This is a genomic window from Streptomyces sp. NPDC127092 (genome assembly GCF_042722475.1).
In the GTDB taxonomy this organism is placed as follows: Bacteria; Actinomycetota; Actinomycetes; order Streptomycetales; family Streptomycetaceae; genus Streptomyces.
The window spans coordinates 17,035-31,213 of the sequence record NZ_JBHXFE010000048.1 but is presented as its reverse complement, the minus strand read 5'-3'; the positions used below and the strand labels follow the sequence as shown (position 1 = coordinate 31,213).

Annotated in this window: 11 protein-coding genes; 7 read left to right on the top strand and 4 right to left on the bottom strand. The window is 74.2% G+C overall.

The genetic code is table 11. The annotated features are described in order from the left end of the window. Window positions 1-218: 218 nt before the first annotated feature. Window positions 219-1,175, bottom strand: coding sequence for a helix-turn-helix transcriptional regulator (locus ACFWJO_RS31015; RefSeq protein WP_386870489.1), 957 nt, complete (start codon window positions 1,173-1,175; stop codon window positions 219-221). Window positions 1,176-1,237: 62 nt separating this feature from the next. Here ACFWJO_RS31015 and ACFWJO_RS31010 point away from each other — a divergent pair, with 62 nt between their 5' ends. The 4 genes from ACFWJO_RS31010 to ACFWJO_RS30995 all read left to right on the top strand — a co-directional run bounded on the left by ACFWJO_RS31010 (window position 1,238) and on the right by ACFWJO_RS30995 (window position 6,981). Further along, window positions 1,238-2,881: an MFS transporter gene (locus ACFWJO_RS31010; RefSeq protein WP_386870487.1), complete on the top strand. Its 1,644-nt coding sequence runs from the start codon at window positions 1,238-1,240 to the stop codon at window positions 2,879-2,881. Window positions 2,882-3,179: 298 nt separating this feature from the next. Then, window positions 3,180-3,941 carry a DeoR/GlpR family DNA-binding transcription regulator gene (locus tag ACFWJO_RS31005; RefSeq protein WP_384415728.1) on the top strand — a complete coding sequence of 254 codons (762 nt, stop codon included), beginning with the start codon at window positions 3,180-3,182 and terminating at the stop codon, window positions 3,939-3,941. Next, window positions 3,938-4,891, top strand: a complete 954-nt coding sequence (gene pfkB, locus ACFWJO_RS31000) for a 1-phosphofructokinase (protein ID WP_384415730.1) — start codon at window positions 3,938-3,940, stop codon at window positions 4,889-4,891. The genes ACFWJO_RS31005 and pfkB overlap by 4 nt, the downstream gene beginning before the upstream one ends. Beyond that, window positions 4,888-6,981 (top strand): fructose-specific PTS transporter subunit EIIC, encoded by a 2,094-nt coding sequence (locus ACFWJO_RS30995; protein WP_386870485.1) that lies wholly within the window; start codon window positions 4,888-4,890, stop codon window positions 6,979-6,981. Before pfkB ends, ACFWJO_RS30995 begins: the two co-directional genes overlap by 4 nt. A 96-nt stretch (window positions 6,982-7,077) precedes the next feature. Here the strand turns inward: ACFWJO_RS30995 and ACFWJO_RS30990 are convergent, their stop codons facing one another. Further along, window positions 7,078-7,440: a hypothetical protein gene (locus ACFWJO_RS30990; protein ID WP_386870483.1), complete on the bottom strand. Its 363-nt coding sequence runs from the start codon at window positions 7,438-7,440 to the stop codon at window positions 7,078-7,080. 40 nt (window positions 7,441-7,480) lie between these two features. Here ACFWJO_RS30990 and ACFWJO_RS30985 point away from each other — a divergent pair, with 40 nt between their 5' ends. The 3 genes from ACFWJO_RS30985 to ACFWJO_RS30975 all read left to right on the top strand — a co-directional run bounded on the left by ACFWJO_RS30985 (window position 7,481) and on the right by ACFWJO_RS30975 (window position 11,849). After that, window positions 7,481-8,215, top strand: a complete 735-nt coding sequence (locus ACFWJO_RS30985) for a DUF4573 domain-containing protein (protein WP_386870481.1) — start codon at window positions 7,481-7,483, stop codon at window positions 8,213-8,215. A 798-nt stretch (window positions 8,216-9,013) separates the two neighbouring features. Beyond that, a complete protein-coding gene (locus ACFWJO_RS30980) occupies window positions 9,014-10,195 on the top strand; it encodes a glycosyltransferase (RefSeq protein ID WP_386870479.1) in 1,182 nt (393 codons plus the stop codon). 10 nt (window positions 10,196-10,205) lie between these two features. Next, window positions 10,206-11,849, top strand: coding sequence for a glycosyltransferase family 39 protein (locus tag ACFWJO_RS30975; RefSeq protein WP_386870477.1), 1,644 nt, complete (start codon window positions 10,206-10,208; stop codon window positions 11,847-11,849). Window positions 11,850-11,907: 58 nt separating this feature from the next. Here ACFWJO_RS30975 and ACFWJO_RS30970 read toward each other — a convergent pair whose 3' ends face one another. Next, on the bottom strand, window positions 11,908-12,687 hold the full coding sequence (locus tag ACFWJO_RS30970) for a DUF6227 family protein (RefSeq protein ID WP_386870475.1): 780 nt from the start codon (window positions 12,685-12,687) through the stop codon (window positions 11,908-11,910). A 171-nt stretch (window positions 12,688-12,858) separates the two neighbouring features. Further along, window positions 12,859-14,175, bottom strand: coding sequence for a P1 family peptidase (locus tag ACFWJO_RS30965; protein ID WP_386870474.1), 1,317 nt, complete (start codon window positions 14,173-14,175; stop codon window positions 12,859-12,861). Window positions 14,176-14,179 lie beyond the last annotated feature (4 nt).

Here is a 14,179-nt window from a genome sequence, read left to right as displayed (position 1 = left end):
GGGAAGAGAGCCCCCTCCGCATTCCCTGCCCCGAGCCGCGGTCCCGGCCATTCGCTTCCCCCTCGCTTCGCCCACCGGACCCCCCCCCGCGCACCACGACGCGCGAGCCACCGGAACGGCCCCCGCGCCACCACGACGCGCGAGCCGCACCGCGCCGCGCCACACCCGCACCGCGCCCGCACCGCGCCCGCACCACGCCGCCCGCGAGGGCGAGGCGCTCAGCCCGCCGCCGCCCCCAGCCGCGCTCCCAGCTCCTCCGCGTACGCGCGCAGCGGCTCCGGCCCGTGAATGGTGAAGGCCGCGTCGACGAGGGCCAGCCGCAGCGCCAGCCATTCGACCGAGTCGGCGGTCCGCGCCCGCAGCCGGCAGCTCGTCTCCCCGACGGGAACCGGCGCCAGATGCGCCGGCAGCCGCGCCGCGACGAACTCGGCCGGCGCCTCGAAACTCACGTCCAGCTCGATCTCGGGCTGGGCCCGCGCCATGGAGCGGGCCATGTACGCCGCCGCGTCGCCCGCGGGCAGCTCCCGCGGCGAGAAGCGCGCCCCCGTCGCGAACGGCTCGCTGACCCGGTCGACCCGGAAGGTCCGCCAGTCCTCGCGCCCCATGTCGTACGCGACGAGGTACCAGCGCCGCCCGGTCGACACCAGGCGGTACGGCTCGACCAGCCGTTTCGTCTCGGTGCCGTCGCCCGCGCGGTAGCCGAAGCGCAGCCGCTCCTGCCCCGTCACCGCGCCGGCCAGCGCGGTCAGCGTCTGCGGCGCGACGGTGGCGCCGTCCCCGCGGGTCAGCGGGATCGTCGCGTTCTGGAGGGTCGAGACCCGGTGCCGCAGCCGGGACGGCAGCACCTGCTCCAGCTTGGCCAGGGCCCGTACGGAGGCCTCCTCGATGCCCTCGATGGCGTGCCCGGCGCCCGCGCGCAGCCCGACCGCGATGGCCACGGCCTCCTCGTCGTCGAGGAGCAGCGGCGGCATGGCCGTACCGGCGACCAGCCGGTAACCGCCCACCGCGCCCTTGGTGGCCTCGACCGGATAGCCGAGGTCGCGCAGCCGGTCGATGTCCCTGCGGATCGTGCGCGGCGAGACCGAGAGCCGGTCGGCGAGCTCGCTGCCGGGCCACTCGCGCGGGGTCTGGAGGAGCGACAGCAGATTCAGGAGTCGTGCCGGAGTGTCCGTCATGTGTTTCAGGATGCGACGCATCTAGGACATCAGCTGACCTATATGACCTCTACGTTCATCCCATGAGTTCACACGACGCCGTCAGGGATGCGGCAGCTGCGCCAGGTGCGGCAGAAACGGCAACTGCAGACACCGCGGACACCGCAGGCACCACGAACACCGCAGGCACCACGGACACCGCAGGCACCGCAGCCACCGCCGACAAGAGGCGCTGGATCGCCCTCGCCATCGTCATGACCGCCGCCTTCATGGACCTGGTCGACGCCACGATCGTCAACATCGCGATCCCCAGCATCGAGCGGGACCTCGGCGCCTCGTTCGGCGCGATCCAGTGGATCACCGCCGGCTACGCGCTCGCCTTCGCCGCGGGCCTGATCACCGGCGGACGGCTCGGCGACATCTACGGCCGCCGGCGCCTGTTCCTCCTGGGTACGGCGGGCTTCACCGTCGCGTCCGCGCTCTGCGGTCTCGCGGCCAACCAGGAGATGCTGGTCGGCTCCCGCCTCCTCCAGGGCGCGGCGGCGGCGCTGATGGTGCCGCAGGTCCTGTCGATCGTGCACGTCACGTTCCCGGCGCACGAGCGCGGCAAGGTCTTCGGCATGTTCGGCGCGATCATCGGCCTCGGCGCGGTGTCCGGGCCGCTGCTCGGCGCGCTGCTGACGCAGTGGAACATCGCCGGCCTGGAGTGGCGCCCGATCTTCCTCATCAACCTTCCGGTCGGCGTCGCGGCGCTCGTCCTCGGCCGCAGGTTCATCACCGAGTCGAAGGCGCCGCAGGCCCTCCGTCTCGACCTGGTGGGCGTGGCCCTGGTGACGGTGGCGCTGCTGATGCTGATCTACCCGCTGACCCGCGGCCGTGAGCTGGACTGGCCGCTGTGGGGCCACCTGATGATGGCCGGCAGCCTCGTCGTGTTCGCGGCGCTCGTCGCGTACGAGCGGTACAAGACGCGCAAGGACGGCTCGCCGCTCGTCGAACTGTCGCTGTTCAGGGTGAAGTCCTTCGCCGCCGGCATCGCCGTCCAGCTGACCTTCGGCGTCGTGATGGGCATCTTCTTCCTGGTCTGGACGCTCTACATGCAGATCGGGCTGGGCTGGAGCCCGCTGAAGGCCGGTCTGACCGGTGTGCCGTTCTCCATCGCGGTCTCCACCGCGGCGGGCCTGTCGGTGCAGGCGCTCGTCCCGCGCTTCGGCCGGAAGGTGCTTCAGGCGGGCGCGCTGATCATGGCCGCGGGCATCCTGCTCTACTTCTTCGTCGCGGGCCGGTACGGCACGGACATCGACCCGTGGCAGATGATCCCGCCGCTGATGGTGATGGGCCTGGGCATGGGCCTGATCGTGGCGCCGCTCACGGACGCGGTGCTGTCGGAGGTGCCGCGCGAGCACGCGGGTTCCGCCTCGGGCCTGATCAACACGACCGGCCAGATGGGCAACGCGCTGGGCCTCGGTCTGGTGTCGGTGGTGTTCTTCGGCACGATCGACGAGAAGCGGCTCGCCGCGGCCCCGTCGGAGACGGGCGCGGCCTTCACGAACGCCTTCCAGAACTCGCTGGGCTGGGCGACCGTGGTCCTCGCCGGCATCTTCCTGGTGATGTTCGCGCTGCCGGCGAAGCCGAAGCAGCACGTCGAGGGCGCCCAGGACGAGCCGGCGGAGCCGGGCGAGGCGGGCGGCTCCGGGGACCCGGTCAAGGAGCCGGCTCTGGTGAGCTGACGGCCGCCGAGGCCGACGGCGGGGGTACGACGGGGGCACGCCACGCGCAGCCCGCCGGGCCACCATCCGCAGCCCCTCGCCACGCCATCCGTACGACGAAGGGCCCCGGGAGACCGGGGCCCTTCGTCGTACCCGTCCGGACCTCCGGCCGGGGCCGGAGGTCCGGACATGAACGGCGGAGCTCTACGTATGCCCGTTCGTGCCCGATTGAATGCCCGACTCCGTTTACTTTCCCGAAAACCGGGCGTAGCCTCAGAGCGAAACCACAGGTTCGGGCATGGAACGGACGTAAACCCACATGTACGCACCGGAGCGCCAGCAAGCGATCCTCCGCCTCGCCCGCGAGAGCGGCCGGGTCGACGTGCTCTCCCTCGCCGAGGAGTTCCAGGTCACCGCCGAGACCGTGCGGCGCGACCTCAAGGCCCTCGACCGCGCCGGGCTCGTCCGCCGCGTCCACGGCGGCGCCATACCGGCCGGCGGCCTCGACTTCGAGCCCGACCTCGCCGAGCGCGAGACCACCGCCGCCGACGAGAAGGACCGCATCGTCCGGGCCGCCCTCGCCGAACTGCCCGAGGAAGGCAGCGTCGTCCTCGACGCGGGCACCACGATCGCCCGGCTCGCCGCCGAGTTCCCGCTCGACCGCGCGCTGACCGTCGTCACCCACGCGCTGCCCGTCGCCGCCCGCCTCGCCGACCACCCCGGCATCGACCTCCACCTCGTCGGCGGCCGGGTCCGGCACCGCACCCGCGCCGCCGTCGACGCCTGGGCCCTCCGCGCGTACGGCGAGATCCGCGCCGACGTCGCCTTCCTCGGCGCCAACGGCTTCTCGCCCGAACACGGTCTCACCACTCCCGACCTCGCCGAGGCCGCCGTCAAGCGGGCCGTGCTCGCCTCCGCCCGCCGCGTCGTGCTCCTCGCCGACTCGGCCAAGCACGGGCAGGAGCACTTCGCCCGCTTCGGCTCCCTCACCGACGTCGACCTGCTCATCACCGACAGCGGGCTCAGCCCCGAGGACGCCGCGGCGATCGAGGCCGCGGGAACGGAAGTCGTACGCACATGATCCTCACCGTCACCCCCAACCCGTCCCTGGACCGGACCTACGAGGTCCCGGGCCTGGAGCGCGGCGAGGTGCTGCGGGCCTCGGGCGAGCGGGTCGACCCGGGAGGCAAGGGCGTCAACGTCTCCCGCGCCGTCGCCGCCGCCGGACACCGCACCGTCGCCGTCGTCCCGCTCGGCGGCGCGCCCGGTGCTCTCGTCGCCGACCTTCTCTCCGCCCAGGGCATCGAGGTCGCGCCGGTGCCGCTCGCCGGCCACACCCGTTCCAACATCGCGATCGCCGAGCCGGACGGCACGCTGACGAAGGTCAACGCGCCGGGCCCGGAGCTGAGCCCGGAGGAGTCGGAGACCCTCCTCGCCGCCGTCGGCGCGTACTCGCCCGCCGCCGACTGGATCGCCTGCTGCGGCAGCCTGCCGCGCGGCCTCGCCCCCGAGTGGTACGCCGAGCTGGTCACCCGCGCCCACGGCGCCGGCGCCCGGATCGCCCTCGACACCTCGGGTCCCTCGCTGCTCGCCGCGCTCGCGGCCCGTCCCGACGTCGTCAAGCCCAACGCGGACGAGCTCGCCGAGGCCGTCGGCCGCCCGCTCGCCACCGTCGGCGACGCCGTCAAGGCGGCGGAGGAGCTACGGGCGCGGGGCGCGGGCACGGTGCTCGCGAGCCTCGGCGCGGACGGCCAGCTCCTCGTCACGGGCGAGGGCGTCTGGTACGGCTCCGCCGCCGTGACCGCCGTCCGCTCGAACGTCGGCGCGGGCGACGCCTCGCTCGCCGGATTCCTGGCGGCGGGCGGCGAGGGCCCGGAGGCCCTGGCCGCCGCGCTCGCCCACGGCGCCGCCGCCGTGCAACTGCCGGGCAGCCAGATGCCCACCCCGGCGGACCTCGACCCGTCGGCCGTCACGGTGACCGCCGACGTACCTCTGGACCTCGTCCTCAGCGAGCAAGGGAGCCCGCGATGAGCACCATGATCACCGCGGACCTGGTCGACCTCGACCTGTCCGCCGACACCAAGGAGGCGGCCGCCCGTTCGCTCGCCGAGCGCATGGCGGCCCTGGGCCGGGTCACCGACCTGGACGGTTTCCTGGCGGACGTCGCCGCCCGCGAGGCCCAGATGCCGACGGGCCTCGACGGCGGCATCGGCATCCCGCACTGCCGCAGCGCCCACGTCACCGAACCGACCCTGGCCTTCGGCCGCTCGGCGGCGGGCATCGACTTCGGCGCCTTCGACGGCCCGGCCGACCTGATCTTCCTCATCGCCGCCCCGGCCGGAGCCGACGACGCCCACCTGACGATCCTGTCCTCCCTGGCCCGCCAGCTGATGGACGAGCAGTTCACCACGGCCCTCCGCTCGGCGACCTCGGCGGCGGCAGCGGCGGCCCTGATCGCGGGCGAGCAGCTGCCGGCGAAGGAGCAGGCACCGGCCGAGGCGCCGGCCGAGGCGCCGGTGGAGGAATCGACGGAGGCGTCGGCACCGTCCGAGGCACCGGTGAAGGAGTCGACGGAGACGCCGGCACCGTCCGAGACGCCGGCGCCGGCCGAGGCGCCGACCGCTGGGGCTCCCGCCGCGGAACAGCCCTTCCGGATCGTCGCCGTCACTTCCTGCCCCACCGGCATCGCCCACACCTACATGGCCGCCGAGGCCCTGGAGCGGGCCGCCGCGGAAGCGGGCGTGGAGATCGTGGTCGAGACGCAGGGCTCCGCCGGGTTCACCCGGCTCGACCCGGCGGTCGTGGCCGCCGCCGACGGCGTGATCTTCGCGCACGACGTGCCGGTACGGGAGAAGGAACGGTTCACCGGAAAGCCGACGGTCGACGTCGGCGTGAAGGCGGGCATCAACCGCCCCGCCGAACTCGTCGCCGAGGTCCGTGACAAGGCCGCCCGCGGCGAGGTCACGTCGCCCGCCACCGCGCCCGGCAGGCCCACGCCCGTGGAGAACGCGGGCGAGCCAGACGAGGGCTACGGCACCAAGCTCCGCAAGTGGCTGATGTCCGGCGTCAGTTACATGGTGCCGTTCGTCGCCGCCGGCGGCCTCCTCATCGCCCTCGGCTTCGCGCTCGGCGGCTGGGACATCAACAAGGCCCCGTCCGTGGCCGAGCACTTCGACTGGGGCCAGGTCGACAGCTGGGCCGCCCTGATGTTCCAGACCGGCGGCCTCGCCTTCAGCTTCCTCGTACCGGTCCTCGCCGGCTACATCGCGTACGGCATGGCCGACCGCCCCGGCCTCGTCCCCGGCTTCGTCGGCGGCGCCGTCGCCCTCACCATCAACGCGGGCTTCCTCGGCGGTCTGGTCGCCGGTCTCGTCGCGGGCGGCACCGTCCTCGCCATCCAGAAGGTGCGGATACCTCCCGTCCTCAGGGGCATCATGCCGGTGGTCGTGATCCCGCTGCTGTCGTCGATGGTGGTCGGCTTCCTGATGTTCCTCGTGATCGGCAAGCCGATCGCGAGCCTCCAGAAGGCCCTCACCGACTGGCTCTCCGGCCTCTCCGGCGCCAACGCGGTGATCCTCGGCGTCATCCTCGGCCTGATGATGTGCTTCGACCTCGGCGGCCCGGTCAACAAGGTCGCGTACGCCTTCGCCGTCGGCGGCCTCGCCAACCCCAACGAGGGCTCGCTCAAGGTCATGGCCGCGGTGATGGCCGCGGGCATGGTCCCGCCGCTCGCGATGGCGCTCGCCACGACCGTCCGCGGCCGGCTCTTCACCAGGGCCGAGCGCGAGAACGGCAAGGCGGCGTGGGTGCTCGGCGCGTCCTTCATCTCCGAGGGCGCCATCCCGTTCGCCGCGGCCGACCCGCTGCGGGTCATCCCGGCGGCGATGGCGGGCGGCGCGGTCACCGGTGCGCTGTCGATGGCCTTCGAGTGCACCCTGCGGGCCCCGCACGGCGGTGTCTTCGTGATCCCGCTGATCGGCAACCCGCTGCTGTACCTGCTGGCGATCGCCGCCGGCACGCTGGTCAGCGCGGGACTGGTCATCCTCCTCAAGAGCGCGCGGAAGCGGGCGCCGGAGGAGCAGCAGGCCGAGGCCGCGACTGAAGTGACCGTCGCGGCCTGACCCGGCCCGGCCCTGACAGGAGGGCCGAGCCACGAGGGGCGGTGCACCACCGGCAAAACGGCGGGGGCACCGCCCCTCGGCGCATTCACCTTTCGGTCAAGGACGCATCACGCCATGCGGGATGGGATTGCGGGGCGCGCCGGGGGGCAGGGCGCGCATGAACTTGTTGTTGCGGAGTACCGCCGGGGTGGGCGTCGTCTGCTGGACCCAGGGCTGGTTCCAGATGAAGTTGGTGCCGTTGGTGTCGCCGACCGTCTGCCACACCTGCCCGTTCACGGTCACGATCTTGACGAGGGCCGTGTTGCCCTGGTTGTCGTAGGAGACGCCGCAGGCGCCGCCGGGGAAGTTGGCGTTGGCAGGGTCCGTCATCGTCGCGGTGGCGTTGGTGAGGTCCTGCCAGGTGATCGTCCCGCCCGCATTGGGCGCCCTGCCGACGTACACCCTGCCGCCGGTGAGCACCGCCTGCTGGTCCTCGGTGGCCGACGGAGCGTAGAGGTCGATGTCCGAGCAGGGTCCGGTCGCACCCGTGGCACCGGTCGCGCCCGTGGCACCGGTGGCGCCGGTGGGCCCGGTCGGGCCGGTAGGACCGGTGGGTCCGGCAGGTCCGGTGTCGCCGGTCGCTCCGGTCGCACCCGCGGGGCCGGTGTCGCCGGTGTCGCCCTTGGGTCCGGTGTCACCGGTGGGTCCGGTGGGTCCGGTCGGTCCCGTCGGTCCGGTGGGTCCGGTGGGTCCGGTGTCGCCGGTCGGTCCGGCGTCGCCGGTTGCTCCGGTCGCTCCGGTTGCTCCTGCGGGGCCGGTGTCGCCGGTGTCGCCCTTGGGTCCGGTGTCACCGGTGGGGCCAGTGGGCCCGGTGGGTCCGGTCGGTCCCGTGGGGCCGGTAGGACCGGTGGGTCCGGTGGGTCCGGTGTCGCCGGTCGGTCCGGCGTCGCCGGTTGCTCCGGTTGCTCCTGCGGGGCCGGTGTCGCCGGTGTCGCCCTTGGGCCCGGTGTCACCCGTGGCACCGGTGGAACCCGTGGGCCCGGTGGGCCCGGTGGGCCCGGTCGGTCCGGTGGGCCCGGTCGGGCCCGTGGCCCCCGTCGCGCCGGTCGCGCCCGTCGGCCCCGTATTGCCCTTCGGGCCCGTCGGCCCTGTCGGGCCGGTGGGGCCCTTCGGTCCTGTCGGTCCCGTCGGTCCCGTCGGCCCCACCTTGCACTTGTCGTGGTCGCCGCCCGCAGGGGTCATGGCGCGGACATAGCGGTCGCCGGTGACCGAGCCGATCTGGTGGTCCAGGAACTGCTGGAGCCCGCCGAAGCCCGGCGGCCCCTCGTGACCGCGCGGCGGACCCTGCTGCTCCCACGGTGGCGGGCCGTCCTCGCCGTGTGGCGGCGGCCCCTGCTCCCACGGCGGCGGGCCGTCCTCGCCGTGTGGCGGCGGTCCCTGCTCCCAGGGCGGCGGACCCTGGTCCTCCCACGGCGGCGGGCCCTGGTCCTCGTGCTGCGGCGGGCCCTGCTGCTCCCACGGGGGCGGGCCCTGGTCCTCGTGCGGCGGCCGGTCCTTGCACTCGTCGTCGGTCATGGGGCCGGCCGCCGCGACGCCCGGCCGGCCGTCGGCGACCGGGTCGCCCCATGCCGAGGCCGACGGCGTGAAGCCCGTCAGGACCAGTGCGACCGAGGCGAGCGCGCCACCGCTCAACCAGGCGCGCCGTCGCGGCAGCGGCCCGAGCGGCGACCTGGACCGAGTCCTGGGATCAGGACGCATGCATGCTCCTTCCTCCGCCGGCGGTGCCGCCGGCGTGAGAGGCGAGTGATGTCCCGGAAGCGCATATGAGCTTCCTTTCTGATCGTCGGATCGCACGCGCGAAGCCTTGATGGGTCAGCGGGCGCTCTCAGCGCCATGGCGTATTCGCTCTAGCCGAATGGATGCGTACGCGAAGGCGAACCCACGGCGCCGGGTCGGCGTGCCGCCGCCGCGCCCGCCATGGTCGTGCGTACGGTCGCCCCCCGCCCCGCCCACCGGAAGTGGTGTTGCCGTGCAGCCGTCCTTCTGCTTGTGCATGATCGTCAAGAACGAGGCCGCGGTGATCGAACGCTGCCTCGCCTCCGTCCGGCACCTCGTCACCACCTGGGTCATCTCCGACACCGGGTCCACCGACGGCACCCAGGAGCTGATCAGGAGTGCCCTCGCCGGCATCCCCGGCGAGCTGGTGGAGGAGCCGTGGGTGAACTTCGGCCACAACCGGAGCCTGAACATCGCCCGCGCCCGCGGCCGGGCCGACTACCTGCTCCTCCTCGACGCCGACCACGTGCTGCGCCAGGAGGGGCCGCTGCCCGGACTGACCGCCGACGCGTACATGCTGCGGCACCGCGGCGCGCTGGAGTACCGGATCAAACGCCTGGTCAGAGGCGACCTGCCGTGGCGGTACGAGGGCGTCACGCACGAGTACCTGACCACGGACCGCGACCACGTCCAGCGGAACCTCGACGCGCTCGTCATCGAGGACCACGCCGACGGCGGCTCGCGCCACGACAAGTTCGAGCGCGACGCCCGCCTCCTGAGCGCCGAGCTGGAGCGCGACCCGGCCAACCCCCGTACGGTCTTCTACCTCGCCCAGACCCTGCGGGACACCGGAGGCCGCGCGAAGGAGGCGGCGGCCCTCTACGAGCGGCGCGCGGCCATGGGCGGCTGGGGCGAGGAGGTCTACTACTCCCTGCTCCAGGCGGGGATCCTCGCCGCGGAGGCCGGCGACTGGCCCACCGCCCAGGACACCCTCGTACGGGCCTGGGAGTCACGTCCGCAGCGCCTGGAAGCCTGTTACGAACTGGCCGCGCGGCTGCGCAAGCTGAACCGCCACCACGCCGCCCACGCGATCGTCTCGGCCGTCCTCGACCGGCCGCAGCCCGTGGACGACGTGCTGTTCCTCCAGCCGTGGGTGTACCGCTGGGGGCTGCTGTTCGAGTACTCGATCACCGCGTACTGGGTGGGCGACCACGAGGCCTCGCTCGCCGCCTGCGACCGACTGCTCGGCCTCCCGGACCTGCCCGCGGCCTACCGCGAGCAGACCCGCGCCAACCGCGAGTTCGCCGCGGCGAAACTCGCCGCGTCCCCCACTTCCGCCGCCCCTCCGGCTCCCGCTCCCGCCGTCCCTCCGGGCCCCGCCCCCGCTCCCGCCCTCGCGTCGGCCCCTTCTCCCGCCGTCGCCTCGGCTCCCGCTCCCATGTCCGCCACCCCCGCGTGAGGAACCGCTGATGGGAACTCCTGCCTCCGTAACGGACCACGCTCCCGAACCCGCTGACCTCGCCGCCTCCGCCGCCTCCGCCGCCGCCCCCGCCGGCCTCGCCACCGACCGGACCGCGGCCGCGGCCGAGGGGGACCACCGCCGGCTGCTCGGCAGTGCGTGGCTGTGGCCCGGCCTCCTGGCCCTCGTCCTCGGGCTGTACGGGGCGGGTGGCCCGCAGCTGTGGGAGGACGAGCTCAACACCTGGGACATGGCGACCCGTTCGACCGGCCGGCTGCTCGAGACGATCCAGCACGTCGACGCCGTCCTCGCCACGTACTACCTCCTCCTGCACGGCTGGACCGGCCTCTTCGGCGACTCCGACCTCGCCCTCCGGCTGCCCTCCGTGCTGGCGACCGCCGGAGCGGCGGTCTGTACGGCGCTGATCGGGGCGCGGCTGGCCGGGCGGCGGGCGGGCCGCGTCGCGGGGCTGCTGTTCGCCCTGACGCCGGTGGTGTCGCGGTACGCGCAGGAGGCCCGGCCGTACGCCCTCGTCGTCCTCGCGGTCGCCCTGGCCACGCTGCTCCTCCTCCGGGCCCTCGACCGCCCCGCCAGCGTGCCGCGCTGGGCCGCGTACGCCCTGGCCACGGCGGCGGTCGGGCTGCTGCACCTGGTGGCGCTGACCGCCCTGGCCGGGCACCTCGTGGCGGCGGTCGCCAAGGGCCGTTCCGTCCTCCTGCGCTTCGGTCTCGCCGCCCTCGCCGGCGTGGCCGCGTCGGCACCGGTCCTGCTCCTGGGCCGCGCACAGGCCGGGCGCCAGATCTCCTGGATCCCGCGGCCCGACCTGGAGGGCCTGGCCGCGTTCTGGCCCCAGCTGTTCGGCTCGGCGCTGGTCGCGGGCGCGGTCATGGCCCTGGCCGCCCTGGCCTGGGCGGGCCGGGACGGCCGCACGGACGGAGAGGACGCGGGCGGGTCGGGCGTGGGCGACGGTGGTGCCGGTCCGGGTGCCATGACCGGCCGGCCCTGGCTGCTCGCGATGACCGCCTCCGCCGTGGCGCCCCCGCTGATCCTGTGGACGGTCTCGCACGGAGACGTGTCGTACTTCTACTTCCGCTATCTGCTGTTCACGCTGCCCGCGTGGGCCGTCCTGGCCGGGGCGGCGCTGCGGACCGTACGCCCCCGGGCCGTCGTCGCCGTGCTGCTGGCCGCTCTCGCGCTGCTCACGCTGCCCGAGCAGCGGGCGCTGCGCGAACCGTACGCGCACTTCTGGCACGGTGTGGACTACCGGGGGGCCGCCGCCACCATCGAGAGGTACCACCGCCCCGGGGACGCCGTGGTCTACGACCGCGGCGACGACTACTGGCGCCTCCTGGACGCCGGCGTACGCCACTACCTGCCGGACGACCTGCGCCCGCGCGACGTGTTCCTGGCCCGGTCGGCGGCCGACCGCGCGGACCTGTGGGCGACGGAGTGCCCGGCCCCGGCGCGCTGCCTGCGCGGCGAGCCGCGCATCTGGCTGGTCGTCCCGGCAGGCGACGCGGACCCGCTGACGGCCCTCCCGCCCGCCCAGGCCCGCGCCCTGCGCGCCCACTACACGGCGACCGGCACCGAACGGCTCACAGGGGTGACGGTCGCACTGCTCGTCCGCAAGGACGCGGGCGCCAGGACGAGGTAGCGGCAGGGCGGGGCAGGGCGGGGTAGGGGCGGGCCGGAGTGGAGGAAGGGGCGGGCCGTCAGCGCACCCGGGAGCGGGACTCCATCGCGTCGCGGGCGGCGCGCTCCTCCTCGTACACCTCGCACATGTGGCGGCCGTCGGGCGTCGCCGTGTGCTCGACCTCCCAGAGGCTCAGTTCGCTGCCGTCCAGGAGCAGGAACTGGTGCTCGTAGAGGGTGAAGCCGGCGTCCCGGCCGCCCTCCACGGGGCAGTGCCGCCCGAAGGCCTGCGTGATGTGGTGGGCGAACGCGAGCCGCAGCCGCCGGGCGGTGGCCTCGCCCGGCCGATCCGCGTTCTCCGCGCGGCGCAGCACCCGCCGCGCGTGGTCCGCGGAGTTGTCCGGCACGTACATCCGCGGCTGGGCCGGTATCGGGCGGGCGAGGAGGGCGCTCAGCACCTCCAGGTCGTCGTCCTCGTCGGCGGGCGTGCCGTCGGCCCGCTCCACGGTCCAGCCCAGCGAGGGTCCGGCGGGCAGCCGGGAGGCGGCGAGCCTGGCCTCGGCCTCCTCCAGGTACAGCTCGTGCTGCTCCGCGCCGTCCCGGCCGGAGTTGTGGACCAGCTCCCAGAGGCTCGCCGCGGTGCCGTCCGGCAGCAGGTACGTGTGGCGGTAGGTGGTGCGGTGCAGCGACGCGCTGTGGTGCGAGGAGTACAGCGCCGTGGAGTGGGCGAGGGCCGACTCCAGCCGCTCGATCGTGGAGTCGGGCAGGTCGAAGGAGTTGAGCGCCCGGCCGAGAAGTCGCTCAAGATGGGTCTCGGTCGTCTCGTACGGATCGTGAGAATGATCCTGCGGATCGTTCAAGAGGGTCTCCAGGCCGTCGCCGCATGTCACTTGGTGCTTGCTAAACGTAGTCCCTGGGTCTGACATCGTGTCCGGCGTTCGGGAAAACGAACGGGGGCGCACAACGAGTTCCCGCGCCCCCCTGCTTCTTTCGCCAACTCCCTTTGGTATACCGGGAGTCGATGGCGAGGGCTAGCCGTCGTGCGCGTCGCCGTACAGCTCCCGGTACGAGGGGAAGTCCCCGCCCGGCCCCGACACTCCGGCAGCGGGCGCGAGAACTGCCTGGACGATGGCCCGCGTGACCGTGTCGGCGCCCGCGGCCAGGATCTCGTTGAGGGCGAGCGGGCCCGGCGCGGAGGGCAGTTCGCGCGCCCCCGTGGCGAGGGCGAAGACCGTGTCACCGTCGTTCAGAAGATGCACCGGACGGACGGCGCGCGCGATGCCGTCGTGCGCCGTCCCCGCGAGCTTGTGCGCCTGTGCGCGGGTCAGCACCGCGTCCGTCGCCACCACCACGAGGGTGGTGTTCAGCGGCGGCGGCGTGACCTTCGCGCGCGCCTCGGCGAGCCGCCGCATCGCCGCCGCGTGCACGGCCGGATCGGGGTACGCGATCCGCCGGCCCACGGGCCGGGTGTCGGGCCGGGCGTCGGGCCGGGAGCCGCCGTGGACGCTGCCGAGCGGGTCGAGCGGGCCGAGTTGACCGCCGTCGCCGAGGTCGCCGAGGTCGCCGAGGTCGCTGAGGCCAGCAAGGTCACCAGGGCGGTCACGGGGGGCACGAGACTCACCGAGGTCACCGAGGTCACCGAGGTCACCGAGGTCACCGACGTCACCGAGACGGCCGAATCCGCTGAAGCCGGCGAAGTAGCCGCCGTACGGCACGCCCGTCTCCGGATCGACCGCCGAACCGACCGCGTTGACCACCACCAGCGCGCCGACCGTGATCCCCGACGCCAGGACGGTGCTCGCCGTCCCCACGCCGCCTTTGAGGCCGCCGACGACGGCTCCCGTGCCCGCGCCCACCGCGCCCGTCTCCACGCGCGCGTGGAGCCCGCTCGCCGCTGCGGCCTCCACCGCCGCCCGGCCCGTCGAGGCGTCCGGACGGGCCGAGAAGTCGCCGCCCCGGCCGAGATCGAAGACGCAGGCGGCGGGCACGACCGGCACCACGTGCGCCGGATCGGGCCCCACCCGCACCCCGCGGCCCTGCTCCTCCAGCCAGGCCATCACTCCGCCCGCGGAGTCGAGCCCGTACGCGCTGCCGCCCGTCAGCACGACGGCGTCGATCCGCTGCACCAGGTTGCGCGGGTCCAGCGCGTCCGTCTCCCGCGTGCCCGGGCCGCCGCCCCGCACGTCGACCGCGGCGACCGCCCCGCCCTCCGGAGCCAGGACCACCGTGGTCCCGGACAGCGCCCGCGGCCCGGCCACGCGCGCGTGGCCGACGCGGATCCCGGTCACGTCGGTGATGCCGCCGTGGGGCCCATGCGCATCGATCGTGTCGTGCTGGTGTTCGGTCATGCTT